15 protein-coding genes are annotated in these 15557 nt (G+C 63.7%); 8 read left to right on the top strand and 7 right to left on the bottom strand.

What is annotated here, in order from left to right; translation table 11 throughout:
* Positions 1–28: 28 nt before the first annotated feature.
* Both KTQ36_RS06170 and dapE read left to right on the top strand, forming a co-directional pair.
* Complete coding sequence (locus tag KTQ36_RS06170; protein WP_218632834.1) at positions 29–694, top strand: glutathione S-transferase family protein; 666 nt, start codon at positions 29–31, stop codon at positions 692–694.
* Entirely contained in the window at positions 691–1812 is a 1122-nt protein-coding gene (gene dapE / locus KTQ36_RS06165) for a succinyl-diaminopimelate desuccinylase (protein ID WP_345777677.1), read from the top strand. Before KTQ36_RS06170 ends, dapE begins: the two co-directional genes overlap by 4 nt.
* On the opposite strand, the gene KTQ36_RS06160 is transcribed toward dapE, so the two are convergent.
* From KTQ36_RS06160 to KTQ36_RS06150, 4 genes are all read right to left on the bottom strand, one after another.
* Positions 1809–3482: a putative bifunctional diguanylate cyclase/phosphodiesterase gene (locus tag KTQ36_RS06160; RefSeq protein ID WP_218632832.1), complete on the bottom strand. Its 1674-nt coding sequence runs from the start codon at positions 3480–3482 to the stop codon at positions 1809–1811. The genes dapE and KTQ36_RS06160 overlap by 4 nt on opposite strands.
* Positions 3483–3621: 139 nt before the next feature.
* Positions 3622–4152, bottom strand: a complete 531-nt coding sequence (locus KTQ36_RS06155) for a Smr/MutS family protein (RefSeq protein WP_345777676.1) — start codon at positions 4150–4152, stop codon at positions 3622–3624.
* The gene (gene mltA / locus KTQ36_RS11375; protein ID WP_255554399.1) at positions 4133–5263 is read right to left on the bottom strand and encodes a murein transglycosylase A; all 1131 of its coding nucleotides are present in this window, start codon (positions 5261–5263) and stop codon (positions 4133–4135) included. The genes KTQ36_RS06155 and mltA overlap by 20 nt, the downstream gene beginning before the upstream one ends.
* Positions 5264–5265: 2 nt before the next feature.
* On the bottom strand, positions 5266–5910 hold the full coding sequence (locus KTQ36_RS06150) for a Tim44/TimA family putative adaptor protein (RefSeq protein ID WP_218632830.1): 645 nt from the start codon (positions 5908–5910) through the stop codon (positions 5266–5268).
* A 209-nt stretch (positions 5911–6119) separates the two neighbouring features.
* Here KTQ36_RS06150 and secB point away from each other — a divergent pair, with 209 nt between their 5' ends.
* The 4 genes from secB (at position 6120) to KTQ36_RS06130 (ending at position 10101) form a co-directional block, all read left to right on the top strand.
* Complete coding sequence (secB, locus tag KTQ36_RS06145; RefSeq protein ID WP_255554398.1) at positions 6120–6671, top strand: protein-export chaperone SecB; 552 nt, start codon at positions 6120–6122, stop codon at positions 6669–6671.
* Between the two features lie 22 nt (positions 6672–6693).
* On the top strand, positions 6694–8262 hold the full coding sequence (gene murJ, locus KTQ36_RS06140; RefSeq protein ID WP_218632829.1) for a murein biosynthesis integral membrane protein MurJ: 1569 nt from the start codon (positions 6694–6696) through the stop codon (positions 8260–8262).
* A 20-nt stretch (positions 8263–8282) separates the two neighbouring features.
* Entirely contained in the window at positions 8283–9278 is a 996-nt protein-coding gene (gene trpS, locus KTQ36_RS06135; RefSeq protein WP_218633850.1) for a tryptophan--tRNA ligase, read from the top strand.
* A 100-nt stretch (positions 9279–9378) separates the two neighbouring features.
* Positions 9379–10101, top strand: coding sequence for a DUF4136 domain-containing protein (locus tag KTQ36_RS06130; RefSeq protein ID WP_218632828.1), 723 nt, complete (start codon positions 9379–9381; stop codon positions 10099–10101).
* 110 nt (positions 10102–10211) lie between these two features.
* Here KTQ36_RS06130 and dnaA read toward each other — a convergent pair whose 3' ends face one another.
* The 3 genes from dnaA to mutM all read right to left on the bottom strand — a co-directional run bounded on the left by dnaA (position 10212) and on the right by mutM (position 13223).
* Positions 10212–11615: a chromosomal replication initiator protein DnaA gene (dnaA, locus tag KTQ36_RS06125; protein WP_255554397.1), complete on the bottom strand. Its 1404-nt coding sequence runs from the start codon at positions 11613–11615 to the stop codon at positions 10212–10214.
* A gap of 421 nt (positions 11616–12036) precedes the next feature.
* Positions 12037–12300 carry a 30S ribosomal protein S20 gene (gene rpsT / locus KTQ36_RS06120; protein WP_218632826.1) on the bottom strand — a complete coding sequence of 88 codons (264 nt, stop codon included), beginning with the start codon at positions 12298–12300 and terminating at the stop codon, positions 12037–12039.
* 110 nt (positions 12301–12410) lie between these two features.
* Complete coding sequence (gene mutM, locus KTQ36_RS06115) at positions 12411–13223, bottom strand: bifunctional DNA-formamidopyrimidine glycosylase/DNA-(apurinic or apyrimidinic site) lyase (RefSeq protein ID WP_218632825.1); 813 nt, start codon at positions 13221–13223, stop codon at positions 12411–12413.
* Positions 13224–13280: 57 nt separating this feature from the next.
* Between mutM and ubiE the strand changes: the two genes are divergently transcribed.
* Both ubiE and ubiB read left to right on the top strand, forming a co-directional pair.
* Complete coding sequence (gene ubiE / locus KTQ36_RS06110) at positions 13281–14015, top strand: bifunctional demethylmenaquinone methyltransferase/2-methoxy-6-polyprenyl-1,4-benzoquinol methylase UbiE (RefSeq protein ID WP_218632824.1); 735 nt, start codon at positions 13281–13283, stop codon at positions 14013–14015.
* A gap of 6 nt (positions 14016–14021) precedes the next feature.
* Positions 14022–15554, top strand: a complete 1533-nt coding sequence (ubiB, locus tag KTQ36_RS06105) for a 2-polyprenylphenol 6-hydroxylase (RefSeq protein WP_218632823.1) — start codon at positions 14022–14024, stop codon at positions 15552–15554.
* Positions 15555–15557: the final 3 nt, after the last annotated feature.

The following is a 15557-nucleotide window of genomic DNA, read 5'->3' as shown; positions in this document are numbered from 1 at the left end:
ATTTCCCCCCTTCAGGAGCGACTATCGCATGAAACTCGTCATCGGCAACCGCGCATATTCTAGCTGGTCGATGCGCGGGTGGCTTGCGCTCAAGGCCTCCGGCCAGGAGTTCGAGGAACTGGTCGTCCCCCTGTTCGACAAGGATTGGGACGCCAAGCGCAAAGGAAATGAATTTGCGGCCGGAGGCGGCAAGGTGCCGGTGCTCTGGGACGGCGATACCGTCATCTGGGACAGCCTTGCGATCATCGAGAGCTGCGCCGAAGCGCATGGTCGAGAGAGATATTGGCCCGAAGACGATGCGGCGCGCGGCATGGCGCGCTCGATGGCTGCCGAGATGCACTCAAGCTTCATGGCACTCCGTGCCGAGCTGCCGATGAATGTCCGCCGCCGGGTAGACGATCACCACCTGTCCGACGCAGTAAAGACTGATATCGAGCGCATCCTGACGATCTGGGCGCAGGCCCGCGCGCGCTACGGGTCGGGCGGCGATTATCTCTTCGGCCAGTGGAGCGCGGTGGACATGATGTTCGCGCCGGTCGTCACGCGTTTCGTCACCTACATGGTTCCGCTGCCGCCGTTTGCGATCGCCTACGCCGAGGCAGTGATCCACCATCCGCACGTGGTCGAGTGGATCGAACTGGCACAGGACGAGCCATGGGTGATCGAGGCCTACGAACCGGAGGGTTCGAAGTGAGCGCTGCCATCGACCTGTCCGCCAAATTGATCGCGGCAAAAAGCATCACCCCAGCGCGCGGCGAAGTCTTCGACGTCCTGGAAGACGCGCTGAAACCGCATGGCTTTGCCGTCCATCGGTTCGTTCTAGGCGAAGAGCCCGATGGGCCGACCGAAAACCTCGTGGCAATCCGGGAAGCGGGAGCCGGACCGCATTTCGCCTTTGCCGGACATCTCGACGTCGTTCCGCCGGGCGACGGCTGGGACACGGACCCGTTCGAACCGGTCATCGCCGACGGGATCCTGACCGGGCGCGGGGCGACCGACATGAAGAGCGCGATCGCGGCCTTCGTCGCGGCGCTCGATGGACTGGAGCATAAGGGCACGCTCAGCCTGATGATCACGGGCGACGAAGAGGGCTATGCCACCTATGGCAGCCTGAAGATCATCGAATGGATCGAAGAGCGCGGCATTCGTCCCGACATGATGCTGATCGGCGAGCCCACCTCGGTCGACCGGCTGGGCGATACGGTCAAACCCGGCCGGCGCGGATCGGTCAACATGTGGATCGAAGTGCCGGGGCATCAGGGCCATGTCGCCTACCCTCACCTCGCCGACAATCCAGTGCCCAAGCTGGCGAAGATCATCGACGCGGTCGAGGCCGAGGTCTGGGACAAGGGAACCGACATCTTCCAGCCCACAAATCTGGAATTTACCGGCATCGACACGCCGACCCACGCGTCAAACGTGATTCCGGGCAAGGCCACCGCGCAGCTCAATATCCGTTTCACCAACCTGCATTCGGGAGAGCAGCTGGTCGACCGCGTGCGCGAGATCGCGCACACGATCGAACCCGATACGCACGTGAAAGCGCGGATTTCGGGTGAGGCCTTCCTGACGCCCGAAGGACCGCTGACGCAGATGCTATCCGAGGCCATCGAAGAAGTGACAGGCGTCTCGCCCGAACTCTCGACCAAAGGCGGCACCTCGGACGGGCGCTTCTTCCACAAGATCTGCCCGGTGATCGACTTCGGCCTCCCCAACGCCTCGATGCACAAGGTCGGCGAACATGCCGCGATCGCGGACATCGAGAAGCTGTCGGAAATTTACCGCCGGTTGCTCGAGAAGGTCTTCGCCTAGGCGACGCTGCGCCCGCGATCCTTCTTGTTGGCCTCGTCGCGCTCCCCGACCCAGTCGAAGAAGCGGTCGCGCGGCATCGGCCGTCCGAACATGTAGCCCTGCACCGTGTGGCAGCCCATGGCGCGCAGGATATCGGTCTGTTCTTCGCTGTCCACGGCCTCGGCAACGACCTCCGCACCGACCGAATGCACGAGTGTGATGACCGCCTGCACGACCTCGCGCGCAGTCTCTGACGATTCGATATCGTGGATCAGCGTGGGGTCGAGCTTCACGCGGTCGAGCGGCATGGTCCGCAAGCGTGCAATATTCGAATAGCCTGTCCCGAAATCGTCGATCGCGACCGTCGCGCCTGCGTCGCGCAGCGCACGAATCTCGTCAATATGGTGCTCGCTTGCCTGCATCGCTGTCGTCTCGGTGAATTCGAGCTCGACCAGCGACAGCGGCACGTCGTGCGCTGCGAATGCGGCGCGCATGCGATTGAAGAAGTCCGGGCGGTCGAGTTGGCGCGGCGAGATGTTGAACGCCATACGGCGAGCGTTGCCCCGCTCCTGCCAACGCTCCATGATCGCGGCGCACTCTTCGATGACCCAGTCACCGATCTCGGCGATTAGCCCCGACTTCTCCGCCACCTTGATGAAGCTGTCCGGACGACGCGGCCCATCGGTCGGGTGGGTCCAACGGAGCAGCGCCTCTGCACCCGTGACGTCGCCAGTCACCAGGTCGAGCTGCGGCTGGAGCTCGATCGAAAATTCGTCGCGCTCGAGCGCTGCGGTCAGGGCGTGTTCGGTGGCCAGCTTGGCTTCATGCTCCGCCAGCAGTTCGGGGGTGAACATGACATGCTGCGAGCCGCCCAGCGCCTTGGCGCGATACATGGCGATATCGGCCGCGCGCATGAGCTTCTCGATCGTGGTGCCGTCATCGGGCACCACCGCGACGCCGATCGAAGCACCGATGTCGATCGAGTGACCGTGCAGCTCGAACGGCTCGGAGATCGCGAGGGCGATGCGACGGGCGATGCGCCCGATATGTTCGCGGTCTCGAATCTTGGGGAAGAAAATGGTGAATTCGTCGCCGGCAAGGCGGGCGAGCAACGGACGCGCGCCGTTTTCGCCGTCCATCTCTGCCGTCACGACAACGCGCAAGCGGTTCGCGACCATGGTAAGCAGCTGGTCGCCACGCGCATGGCCAAGTCCGTCATTGACCGCCTTGAACCGGTCCAGGTCGACGAACAGCATGGCGGCAGGCTGGTCGTTGGCGACCATGCCGAGCGCACGGTCGGCTTCGGCGCGGAAATGGAGGCGGTTGGGAAGGCTGGTCACCGGATCGTACATGCCGAGCGCCTGCGCATTCTCGATCGAGGCGCGCACTTCGGCGAACAGGTGATCGACCGCCTTGGCGACGTCGGGCATCGCGCGCTGGACGATCGCCGGAGCCGGCGTGGTGAAGTCGCCGTCTTCCACGGCAAGCAGGCGGTCGCCGAGCGCGTTCATGGCACGCGCGCTCTCGCTGTTGGGACGTTCCGACGCGATGTAGCTGACCAGCAAACAGAAGGCGCCCGCAACAATCGATGCGAGCACCTGCTCGTTGAATTCGGTCAGGTAGAGAAAGGCTCCGAGCGAAAAGATGAACGACGCGATCCCCGCGAGCCCCGAAAGGATCGCGTTCGACACTTTTTGCGCTGTTCCCTTATTCGCCATGTATTTCAGTCGGTTCCCACATGTGCAGAGGCGCCGAGCGCTGACCCCCCTTGATCTCAGGGTTCAGGCTTAAAGAATGAGGGTTAAGAAAGGGTGAGGAATTGGGGCCGTTTCAGAGGGAACGCGAGCGCCTCAAAACAAGGTAAAGAGCGCCCCGCCCGCCATGGCGCTGATGTGCCTTGCGAACCGCGGCAATAGCACTGGAATGGCGTGACGCGCTAAGCCACCCTTCGACCGCATCGCGAATCTTGCCCCGCGCGACTGGCGGCTCACCCTTTGGCGGGTGACCCGTGATGAGCAAAACGAGACGGTCGCCCGCCGCGATCGCCTGTTCAAGACCCCGGTCGATGGCATTCCAGGCATCATCGAGCCGATGGCCGTGAAGATCGATCACGCGGTCAGGACTGACCTTTCCTGACTTCAGGCGTCGGTCCCAGCCTCCGTCGAGCGTAGCGTCGAAGTGACTACGCGAAGGCGGCGCGATGTGGACCGGACGCTCGGGCGTCGGCGGCCGCCGCAGGATCGGTTTGGGACGTTTTGATAAAGTCGGCGCCACTTGGTCGGCCGGGTCGCGCGAAAGCGGCTCGATGGTCTCGGCGACCTTCGCCCAGAGCTCTCGTTCCTCAGCGCTGAGCTTGCGCACGGGCGTAGGCTGACTTGGGAATAAGGACGAGCGCGGTGCCGTTCTGCGCGAAGCTGCCTGCAATTTCCGCCGCTTCCGCGCCCGCGCCCCAGAACGTGTCGAAGCGGTTGGCCCCTTTGATCGCGCCACCCGTGTCCTGCGCGATCCAGAAGCCGTCCGCGCGGTCGTCATCGAGGTCGAGAAAGACGGGCGCGCCCAGGGGCACGAATTTCGGATCGGCCGCAACCGTGACGCCGGGCGTGACCGCGACTTCCATCGCACCCAACGGCCCCTCGCCTTCGAGGACGCGGAAGAAGATGTAGGACTTGTTTTCGCGCATCAGCGCCGCGCCGGCTTCGGGATTGTCGCGAATCCACTGTTTGATCGACTGCATGGAAATCTCTTCGCGCGCCATGATGCCACGCTCACGCAACAAGCGGCCGATGGCGATATATTCGCGGCCATTCTGGCTGGCATAGCCGATGCGCAGCACGCTTTCGTCGTCCATACGCACGCGCCCGGAGCCCTGGATGTGGAGGAAGAAAAGGTCGGCGGCATCCTTGGCGTAGGCGATTTCGAGGCCGCGTCCAGCGAGCGCGCCGGCTTCGATCGCGGCACGGTCGTGAAAGAGGACGAATTCGCCCGCTTCGTTGGTGCGCCCGCGCCCTTCTCCGGACCCATCGCTGAACGTACCGCGCGTCAGATCGTCGGGAACGGCATAGATCGGGATGTCGCAGCCCGGGCGCGGTTCGCGGCAGCCCTCGATCTCGGGCTCGAAATAGCCGGTTGCAAATGCTGTTCCGTCGCCGACACGGACATAGGTGAATTGGGACGCAAAGAAGTTGGCGGCCATGCTAGGATCGAGCGAGGCTGCCATTGCGCACAGCGGTATCCAGTCCTGCCCGGTCGTCAGCCCCGACGCGTCTTCACGCAGGATTAGCTTCTCGCAGCTCTTGCTGAATGCGGCGAGTGCGGGTTCGGCCTCCGACTGGAGGACGGTGACTACAGGCGCGCGTACGAACCCCAGCATGGCGGCCGTGGTCGCCACAGGTGCCGCGGGCGCCTCGACCTCGCGCGTCGTCGAACAGGATGACAGGATCAGGGCGGCGGCAGCCGTGGCTGCCCAGCGCATCCTCATTCTTCCTCGTCGGTTTCGACCAGCATCCAGTTGGGATCGCCAGCGGCGATATCACGGCGGAAGGTCCAGCGATCGCGGGTCTGCACCGCATCGCTCATCGAGCCGGCAACCACTTCGCCATCGGCATTGCGGGTCACGGCGGCGATGTCGGCCTCGAAACGCACAACCAGCTCGGCAATCGTGCCGTCGAGATCGGCGGCCGCAATGACCGACTGGTCGATGGCCACTAAGCGATTGTCGAGGGTCAGGCCCTGCTCCTTACGCGCCTCGATGGCGCTAGCGAAAGCATCCTCGACATTGTCGTCGAGGAAGTCGGCGACGTCCGAGAGGTCGCCTTTCCAGAATGCTTCGAGCGTCATGCGGTAGGCCGCTTCGGCGCCACTCAGGAATTCCGCCACGCTGAAGCCCGGATCGGCGGCGAGCAGCTTGCGCACGCCGGGGCCGGCGAGCGGGAGATAATTCATCGACGCTTCGTCGATCGCACCCGCTTCCTTGGTTTCCACATCGACACCCGGCGGCGTTGCGGGCGCAGGCGGCGCCTTGAGCAATTCCTGCTCGTGGCCCGTGCGCTCCCCAAGCACGCTATAGAGGCGCAGCCCGACGAACAGGGCGATGAGGGCGAGGATCACGATGGCGGTCAACGGTACTTCCAATCCTTGGGAACAAGTGCTTATCCGACCCAACATAGGCGTCGCACCATGGCATTTCAAAGCCTCTTTCCATGCCACGATACAAGTGAACGTTTCACAACGCGCCGAAGTTGCTTCGCGCACGCGCCCCTGCTAGTCGCGGCGACGACCCGTGGCGGGACGACCGCCACCCATTTTCAAATCGAATCAGGATAATCCAAATGGCCGACGAAACCCCGACCCCGCCGCAGCCCGAAGGCGCCCCGCAGGACGATGCGCCCGCGATGCCGCAGTTCAGCGTGCTCGCGCAATATATGAAGGACCTCTCGGTCGAAAACCCGAATGCGCCCAAGGTCTTCCAGTTCAAGACCCAGCCGCAGGTCCAGCTCCAGTACGAGCTCGAAGTGACCCCGCAGGCCGAAGACGTGTTCGAGGTCGCGCTCAAGATCCAGGCCGGCGTCAAGTCGGACGAGGGCCAGCACTTCCTGATCGACCTGACCTATGCCGGCCTGTTCGGCGTCCGCGGTTTCCCGCAGGACCAGGTCCAGCCACTGCTGATGATCGAAGCGCCGCGCATGATCTTCCCGTTCGCGCGCCAGACCATCATGAACGCATCGCAGGATTGCGGCGCACCGCCGCTGATGCTCGAGCCGATCGACTTCGCCGCGCAGTATATCGCCAACATGCGCAAGGCCGCCGAAGCCAATGGCGCGGCGACCGCACCGGCGGGCGAGGCTCCGGCCGACGCGCCGACCGACGAAGCGAAGGCCTAAGGCACTTGGGGGGCGGGGCGCGATGAACCTCGTCAAGGCAGGCGGCACGATCGGCGGGCTCACGCTCGTCAGCCGCATCCTCGGCTTCGTGCGCGAAATGGTGTTCGCGCGCGTTATGGGGGCGTCGGCGGCCGCCGACGTCTTCTATTTCGCCTTCATGCTCCCCAACCAGCTGCGTCGCCTGCTCGGCGAAGGCAGTTTCAGCCAGGGCTTCGTCCCGCTATTTGCGCGGCGGATCGGGGAAGATGGCGATCTCACCGATGCCAAACGCTTCGCCGAAGAGGTTCAGGCCGTCTTCCTGCCTGTCCTGTTCGTCATCACAGCCGCGTTCATGGTCGCCATGCCGTTGGTCGTGGCGACCGTCGGGGCCGGGTGGCAGGACGATCCGGGGAAGACGCAGTTCGCGATCGACCTCACGCGGATCACCTTCCCCTATTTGATCTTCATCGCAATGGTGTCGTTGTTCAGCGGCATCCTCAATTCGCTGACCCGTTTCACGGCGGCAGCGTTCGCCCCTGCCCTGCTCAATGTGGCGCTTGTGGGAGCGCTTCTTCTCTACGAACAGGGCGGCGAGACCACGGCGCGGGCGATGGCATGGGCAGTGCTCATCGGCGGCGTCTTCCAGCTTTGGCTCACCTGGCACGCGACACGCCGCGCCGGACTGAAGCTCCGCTTCCTGCCACCGCGCATGACCCCGCGCGTGAAGGAGCTGCTGATCCTAATGGTGCCCGCCACGATCGCGGCGGGCGGCTACTATATCAGCCAGCTTTTCTACGCTTATTTCGCCACTCGCCTGCCCGAGGGGAGCTTCGTTTTCCTCCAGCAGGCCGACCGTCTCAACCAGCTACCACTAGCCCTAATCGGCTCGGCAATCGGTGTGGCCATCTTGCCCGCGATCAGCCGGCATATCGGACAGGAAAAGCATCGCCAGGCCGCTAACGTACAGGGTCGCGCGATCGAGCTTGCCATGCTGCTCACCATCCCTGCCACCGTCGCGCTGGTCGTCGTCGGCGGGCCGGTGATGACCGTAATCTTCGAAGGCGGGCGCTTTACCGAAGCCGACGCGGCCATGTCGGGCCTCGTCCTTTCGCTCCTGGTGATCGGACTTCCCGCCTACGTCGCGATCAAGGTGCTCGCGCCCGGTTTCTTTGCGCGCAAGGACATGAAGACACCGGCGATAATCACGCTGGTCACGCTCGCCATCGGCGTCGGTATCAATTTCGCTTTCATCGAGGAGATGGGGATCGTCATCCTTCCCATCTCGACCGCGCTGGCCGCATGGCTCAATGCGATCAGTCTCTACGTCCTGCTCCACGCGCGCGGTCATTTCCGGGTCGAAGGCTGGCTTGGAAGGCGCCTCATAAAGCAGCTGTTCTGCGCTGCAGCCATGGCAGCTATCCTCTACCTGCTCATGGGCGTCTTCGATGACTGGTTCGCCGCGGGCGCCGGTCGTCGCATCGTCGCCATGGGCGCACTGGTCGGTGCGGGCGCGATCGTCTACTTCACCCTCGCCTGGACCATCGGCGCGATGGCCAAGGACGACATCCTCATCCTCCTGCGCAAGAAGAAAGTATCGGAATCGCCCCAATGACGGACATGCGCCCCGACAAGATGCGAGTAGTTTCGGGCATCCAGCCCACCGGCGACCTTCATCTCGGCAACCTGCTGGGCGCGATCCTGCGCTGGGTGAAGATGCAGGATGAGACCGAATGCCTGTTCTTCCTGGCCGACATGCACGCGCTCACGATCGAGGGCGAACCCGCCCAGCTGCGACGGAATGTGCGTGAGATGGCCGCCGCGCTGATCGCAAGCGGAATCGACCCGGAGAAATCGACCGTCTTCGCGCACAGCCATGTGCCCGAACATGCCGAGCTGCAGTGGATTCTCTCCTGCACCGCGCGCATGGGCTGGCTCAACCGCATGACCCAGTTCAAGGCCAAGTCGGGCAAAAACAAGGAGGCCGCTTCGGTGGGCCTGTTCACCTACCCCGTGCTACAGGCCGCCGACGTGCTGCTCTACAACGCCACCCATGTTCCCGTGGGCGACGACCAGAAACAGCATATCGAGCTGGCGCGCGATATCGCGATGAAGTTCAACAACGACTTCAACGTCGAACTCTTCACCGCGCCCGAGCCCTATATAGGTGGCGGCACCGCTGCGCGCGTGATGAGCCTGCGCGACGGGACCGAAAAGATGTCCAAGTCGGCCGAAAGCGACATGACGCGCATCAACCTCACCGACGATGACGACACGATCGCGACGAAGATCAAGAAGGCGCGCACCGACCCCGAACCACTACCCGGTAACGCCGAGGGCCTGGAAGGTCGCGCCGAAGCCAGGAATCTCGTCGGGATCATGGCGGCGCTGACCGATCGCGACATCGACGAGGTGCTCGGCGACTTCGAAGGACAGGGTTTCGGTGCGTTCAAGCCGGCGCTGGCCGACGCGTTGATCGCCCGACTGTCGCCATTGCGGTCCCGCCTGCTGGAGCTGCGCGAAGACACCGCACAGCTCGACTCGATCCTCGATAGCGGTGCCCAGAAGGCGCGCGAGCTCGCCGCGCCGACCTTGGCGGAAGCGAAGAAAGCTGTCGGTCTAAGCCGCTGATCCAACGTCGGAAATCCGACTTAGCCGCTTAAGGCGCAGTTCACGGTCACTTATGCTATAAGCCCCGCACGATAACGGATTTTGTGCGAGGAACAGTTTCATGCGTAAATTTTTCAAAGTCGCGCTGGCCGCAACCGCCTTGGCGGGGCTGAGCGCATGTACGACCGGCATGCCGTCCAAGGTAAGCCGCTATCACCAGATGCCCGCGACCACCGGCGAAAGCTTCGTTGTCGTGGCGCAGGATCCCGCCAAGCAGGGCACGCTCGAATTTCAGCGCTTCGGCGAAATGGTCGCGGCCGAAATGGCGTCGCAGGGCTATGCACCCGCCAGCTCGATCGAGGACGCGACCATGGTCGTCCAGCTCGATTATGGCGTCGATGAAGGGAGGGAACGCATCGTTCAGGATCCCTTCTACGACCGCTATGGCTGGAACAGCTATTGGGGCGATCCCTTCTATCGGCGCGGCTATGTCCGTCCGGTCTATTATCGCGATCGCTATGGCAACGTGCGCCGCACCTACGTTCGCTTGGGCTTCGGCTACGGTTCGCGCTACGGCTATTATCGCGGTTGGGACGATCCGTTCTGGTTCGCCAGCGGCCGCAATCGCATCCGCAGCTACACCGAGTATCGCTCGGACCTCGACATCGACATCGTCCGCAAGGATGGCGGCCCGATGCTGTTCGAGGGCACTGCCAAGGCGCGTAGCCGCACCGACGACCTGGGCACGCTGGTCCCGAACCTCGTAACCGCGATGTTCACCGACTTCCCGGGCCGCTCCGGCGAGACGATCAAGATTACGGTGAAGCCCGAAAACGAGGAATAGTCCTCACTTCGGCCACCCATAAAAAAGCCCCGCTCGTGTCGAACCGGGCGGGGCTTTCATTTTGCCAGTTGGGGACTGGTCTTGGGATCGAACCCGTGAGCCTTGGCGGCTCAGCCTTCCAATTGCCGTTGGAGCAAACGGATATCGGCATCGAGCTCGGCATCGGCGGCACGAAGCCGCTCGATCTGCTTGACCGCGTGAATGACCGTCGTGTGGTCGCGACCGCCGAAGCGGCGACCGATGTCGGGTAGCGACTTGGGCGTCAGCTGCTTCGAAAGATACATGGCCACCTGGCGCGGGCGCGCGACGTCGCGTGCGCGGCGCGCCGAGGTCATCTCGGCCTTGCGGATGCGGAAATGTTCGGCGACCTGCGTCTGGATCTCGTCGATCGAGATGCGGCGCTGGTTGGCGCGCAGCACGTTGGCGAGCACTTCCTCGACGAATGCGACATCGATGTCGCGGCCGGTCATCATTGCGTAGGCGGCGATGCGGTTGAGCGCGCCTTCGAGCTCACGGATCGAGTTGGTGATCCGGCGCGCGAGAAACTCGATGACGGCGGGCGGCATCTCGACCCCGGGCAGCGCATCAAGCTTGGTGCGCACGATGTTGAGGCGCAGCTCGTAATCGGCCGGGTTGATGTCCGCGACCAGGCCCCACGACAGACGCGAGAGGATGCGCGGCGCGATGCCGTCGAGATCCTGCGGTGCACGGTCGGAAGTTATGACCAGACGGCGACCCGCATTGATGATTTCGTTCATCGTGTGGAAGAATTCTTCCTGCGTCGAATCCTTGCCGGCGATGAATTGGACGTCGTCAATCAGCAACAGGTCGGCGTTGCGCAGCCGCTGCTTGAAGCCGATCGTGTCGTTCTCGCGCAGCGCGCGGACGAACTCGACCATGAACTTCTCGGCCGACATCGACACGACCTTCGCGCCCGGATGGGCATCGAGGAAGCTGTGGCCGATGGCGTGCAACAGGTGGGTTTTCCCGCGGCCGGTGCCGCCATGGATGAACAGCGGGTTGAACCCTACGCGGTCCGAACCGGCCAGCGTCTTGGCGGCGGTGGCGGCAACTTCGTTGGCCTTGCCGATGACGAAGCTGTCGAACGTGTAGCGAGGGTCGAATTTGGGCGCGGAAGGATCACGCTTGGCGCCCGCGCTCGCGCTGGGAGAGCTGGCGGGCTCTTCCGAAGGCGTGTCCTCGAGAATCAAAAGGGGTGAAGGCTTGGGGCCGGTCGCGTCGGCGACGACGCGGACTTCCGACACGATCGGAAGCGCACTGGTCCACGCAAGCTGGAGCCGGTCGCCAAAATGGGAGCGGACCCAATCGGCCATGAACTGGCTTGGCATGACGATATCGAGGATGCCCTGTTCGGCATCGAAGTCGCCAAGCGTGGCGGGCTTGAGCCAACCGTCGAAGGTGCGGGCACCGCAATCGCGCTTGAGGTTGGCGCGGATGGTTTCCCATGCCGCTTCGAGTGGTCCGGCGACCTGCTCGATGCCCCCCTGGCGCAAAACGTCGTCCCTGCCCTGCACTGGCTTGCGCCCTCCTCTGGAGTATGGTTTGGACCAGACAAAGCCGTGCCGTTGCGCAAATCGCATAGGCGAATTGCGCCGGAGCTTTCCGCTCTGACTAACCCCCATCCGGATGCAGAATCGCGTTCCGGAAGCCTCTTTTTTAAGGGTGGTTTCGGAGTCTGTTCAAGGGTCTAAATTTGAAAAAACTGAAATAAATCGTCTTGACACTGAAAAGCTGGGAAAAATTGTTTCCGGCACGGTTTTCCGCCGATTTTGATAAGGTGCCGAAAGGACCGCCATCGCGAATCGCGGGAAAACATGGACTTTTTGTGACAGCCCAAAAAGGAACAGGCCGCCGGGGGTCCGACGGCCTGTTACTGACCCGCGTTGAAGCGCGGGTAAATCAAGCGAAGAGGCGTTAGCCGCAGGCGTTAACGCGCTTCGTCAGGCGGCTCATCTTACGCGCCGCAGTGTTCTTGTGCATCACGCCCTTGGCCACGCCGCGAGCGATTTCCGGCTGCGCGGCCTTCAGCGCTGCTTCGGCTTCGTCCTTCTTGCCGCTGGCAATGGCAGTTTCGATCGCCTTGATGAAGGTACGGATACGCGAAACGCGCGCGCCATTGACATCGGCACGACGCGCATTGCGACGGATGCGCTTACGGGATTGCGGCGTATTCGCCATAGGATGACCTCGTCAAATCTCTAAAATCAAAAAGAAAATCGGCGCGCGGCGTTTCCCCGCACACCGGATTGGCGCTCCCCTTAATGGGCTTGCCCGTCGAGGTCAACCACTTAGGTCTGGCAGGAGGGGCAGAAAAAGGTCGATCTTGCGCCCTGCACGATGCGCCGGATCGTACCATCGCATCGCCGGCAGTCTTCTCCCTCGCGCCCATAGACGTCGAACCGCTTGGCGAAATAGCCGAGTTCGCCATCGGGCGCCGCAAAGTCGCGCAGGCTCGACCCGCCCGCCTCGATCGCTTCGGCGATCACGTCGACAATGTCGCCTGCCAGCCGGTCGAGCCGCTCGAGAGAGATGCGCCCCCCTGCCCGCTTGGGATGGATTTTCGAGCGCCACAGCGCCTCGCACACGTAGATATTGCCCAGCCCTGCGATCACCCGCTGGTCGAGCAGCAGCAGTTTGATCGCGGCCTTGCGACCAGCCAGCGCCTTCCTCAACTGCTTGCCGCTAACCTCCCCCGCGACCGGCTCCGGCCCCAGCCCGACGAACGGCTCGAACTCGGCAAGCGCATCGTTCCGCACCAGGTCGACCGACCCGAAACGCCGCGGGTCGTTGAGCGACAGGACGCGATCCCCGCTCGTCAGTACAAGGTGGTCGTGCTTGCCGATCTCCTCGGGATCGATCCGCCAGCGACCCGACATGCCGAGGTGGAAGATCACGGCATCGCCGCGGTCGGTTTCGATGATCCCGAACTTGGCGCGGCGACCGAGACGCATGACCGTCGCGCCGGTGAGCACCTGGCCCAACCCGTCCGGAAAAGGGCGGCGAAGATCGGATCGGCGCACTTCGACACTATCGATGCGCTGGCCCTCCAGCACCCTGGAAAGGCCGCGGACGGTGGTTTCGACTTCGGGAAGCTCGGGCACGCACTAGGCCATAAGGCCCGTTCCATGACCCGCCAACCCCTGCTAGGGCCTGCCTCCATGAGTGACGAAAAAGTCCAGTTCGGCGACCGCGTGGTCGACCGGGACGAGAAACAGAAGCTGGTCGGCGGAGTCTTCAGCTCCGTCGCGCGGCGTTACGACCTGATGAACGATCTCATGTCGGGCGGCATGCATCGGCTTTGGAAGGATCGCTTCGTCGCGTGTGTCCAGCCGCGCCCCGGCGAGAAGATCCTCGACATGGCGGGCGGAACTGGCGACATCGCCTTCCGCATGGCGCGCAAGGGCGCGCACGTCACCGTTTCCGACATCAATCCCGACATGCTCGCAGTCGGTATGGAGCGTGCCGAAACGCTCGACGACCTGCCGCTCGCATGGCAGGTCGAGAACGCGGAAAAGCTGACTTTCGAGGACAATAGCTTCGACGCCTACACCATTGCCTTCGGCATCCGGAACGTGACCGATATCCCGACTGCGCTGCGAGAGGCGCACCGCGTCCTCAAGCGCGGCGGCCGTTTCTTCTGCCTCGAATTCTCGACCAGCGAATGGCCCGGCTTCGGCAAGGCTTATGAGGTCTACTCGGAAAACGTCATCCCCAAGGTCGGCAAGGCCGTCGCGGACGACGAGGAAAGCTACCAGTATCTCGTCGAATCGATCCGACGCTTCCCGCGCATGCACGAGTTCGAGGCGATGATTGCCGATGCCGGTTTCGTGCAGACCTCGCACCGCCCGATCCTAGGCGGGCTCGTCGCAATCCATTCGGGCTGGAAGATCTAGGCACTTATGGCGAGTCGCGTCACTCACCTGTTCCGCCTCCTGAAGTGGGGCCGCACCCTTGCCCGCCACGGCGCGCTGCGGGGGATCGAGCGCGATCCGCTCACCCCGCCCAACGTCAAGCGCCTGGTGCGCATCGCACGCTTCGGGACGCGCCAGCCGGAGAACCCCGACTACGCCGCCGCGCTCCAGGAAATCGGGCCGGCCGCGATCAAGCTCGGACAGGCGCTCGCCACGCGCCCCGACCTTGTCGGTGAAGCTGCGGCTGCCAACCTGTTGCAGCTGCAGGACGACCTGCCGCCCGCACCCTTCGCGCAGATCAAGCCGGCCGTCGAAAAGGCGCTCGGCGCTCCGCTCGAAGCGCTCTTCTCGGAATTCAGCGAAGAACCGGTCGGCGCCGCCTCCATCGCGCAGGTGCACCGCGCCAAGACCACCGAAGGCAAGGACGTTGCAGTCAAAGTCCTGCGCCCCGGCATCGACGAAGTCTTCGCCGAAGCCATCGAAACCTACGAATGGGCCGCCGCCCATGTCGAAACGCTCGGCGGCGAGGCAGAGCGCCTGCGCCCGCGCCAGGTCATCGCCTATTTCAAGCAGTGGACCCGCCGCGAGCTCGACCTCCAGCGGGAAGCCGCATCTGCGTCCGAACTCGCCGAGGCGATGACCGCCGAGCCTGGCTTTTGCGTGCCAGAGGTCGACTGGCGCCGCACAGCGCGCCGCGTGCTCACCATTGACTGGATCGATGGCATCAAGCTGACCAAGCGCGACGAGTTGATTGCGGCCGGTCACGACCTGCCGCAGCTCGCCCGCATCCTTGTGCGCGCCTTCCTGCGCCAGGCGGTGATCGACGGCTTTTTCCACGCCGACCTGCACCAGGGAAATTTGTTCGCGCTTCCCGACGGTCGCCTCGCCGCAGTCGACTTCGGAATCATGGGACGCATCGACCGCCGCGCGCGTCTCTGGCTCGCGGAAATCCTCTACGGCCTGATCACCGGCAACTATCGCCGCGTGGCCGAAATCCATTTCGAGGCGCAATACGTGCCCAGCCATCATAACATCGACGAGTTCGCGACCGCGCTGCGGGCTGTGGGCGAGCCGATCCGTGGGCTTCCCGTCAAAGAGATTAGCGTCGGGCGCATGCTCGAAGGGCTGTTCGCGATCACCCGCGACTTCGAGATGGCGACCCAGCCTCATTTGCTGCTGCTGCAGAAGACGATGGTGATGGAGGAAGGCGTCGCGACCGCGCTCGATCCCGACATCAACATGTGGGAAACCGCGCGCCCCTTCCTCGAGGAATGGATCCGCAGCGAACTCGGCCCCGAAGCCTACGCCGCCGACAGCATCATCGAGTTTGTGCGCACCATCAAGAAGATCCCGCACCTGATCGACAAGATCGACGCGAGCTACCCCGAACCCGGGGCCGCACCGCCCGCGCCGCCGCTTCCCGAAGTGCAGGTGATCGAGGGCGTCGGCTGGCTCGGCTACACCGTCACCGCGCTCGTCGCCGGGGGACTGGGCGCGGCGCTGATGATGTGGTTAGGCTAGCCC

Origin of the sequence: Sphingomicrobium clamense, assembly GCF_019264355.1 — a bacterium.
In the GTDB taxonomy this organism is placed as follows: Bacteria; Pseudomonadota; Alphaproteobacteria; order Sphingomonadales; family Sphingomonadaceae; genus Sphingomicrobium; species Sphingomicrobium clamense.
Note: the sequence above shows the minus strand (reverse complement) of the source record. Positions and strands in the feature narration are given on the sequence as shown.

What these genes read in the sequence shown, in the direction of transcription:
- secB (WP_255554398.1), top strand. Translation starts at nt 6,120, where the DNA reads ATGGCCGACGAAACCCCGACCCCGCCGCAGCCCGAAGGCGCCCCGCAG.
- murJ (WP_218632829.1), top strand. Translation starts at nt 6,694, where the DNA reads ATGAACCTCGTCAAGGCAGGCGGCACGATCGGCGGGCTCACGCTCGTC.
- ubiE (WP_218632824.1), top strand. Translation starts at nt 13,281, where the DNA reads ATGAGTGACGAAAAAGTCCAGTTCGGCGACCGCGTGGTCGACCGGGAC.
- KTQ36_RS06130 (WP_218632828.1), top strand. Translation starts at nt 9,379, where the DNA reads ATGCGTAAATTTTTCAAAGTCGCGCTGGCCGCAACCGCCTTGGCGGGG.
- trpS (WP_218633850.1), top strand. Translation starts at nt 8,283, where the DNA reads ATGCGAGTAGTTTCGGGCATCCAGCCCACCGGCGACCTTCATCTCGGC.
- mltA (WP_255554399.1), bottom strand. Translation starts at nt 5,263, where the DNA reads ATGCGCTGGGCAGCCACGGCTGCCGCCGCCCTGATCCTGTCATCCTGT.
- rpsT (WP_218632826.1), bottom strand. Translation starts at nt 12,300, where the DNA reads ATGGCGAATACGCCGCAATCCCGTAAGCGCATCCGTCGCAATGCGCGT.
- KTQ36_RS06170 (WP_218632834.1), top strand. Translation starts at nt 29, where the DNA reads ATGAAACTCGTCATCGGCAACCGCGCATATTCTAGCTGGTCGATGCGC.
- ubiB (WP_218632823.1), top strand. Translation starts at nt 14,022, where the DNA reads ATGGCGAGTCGCGTCACTCACCTGTTCCGCCTCCTGAAGTGGGGCCGC.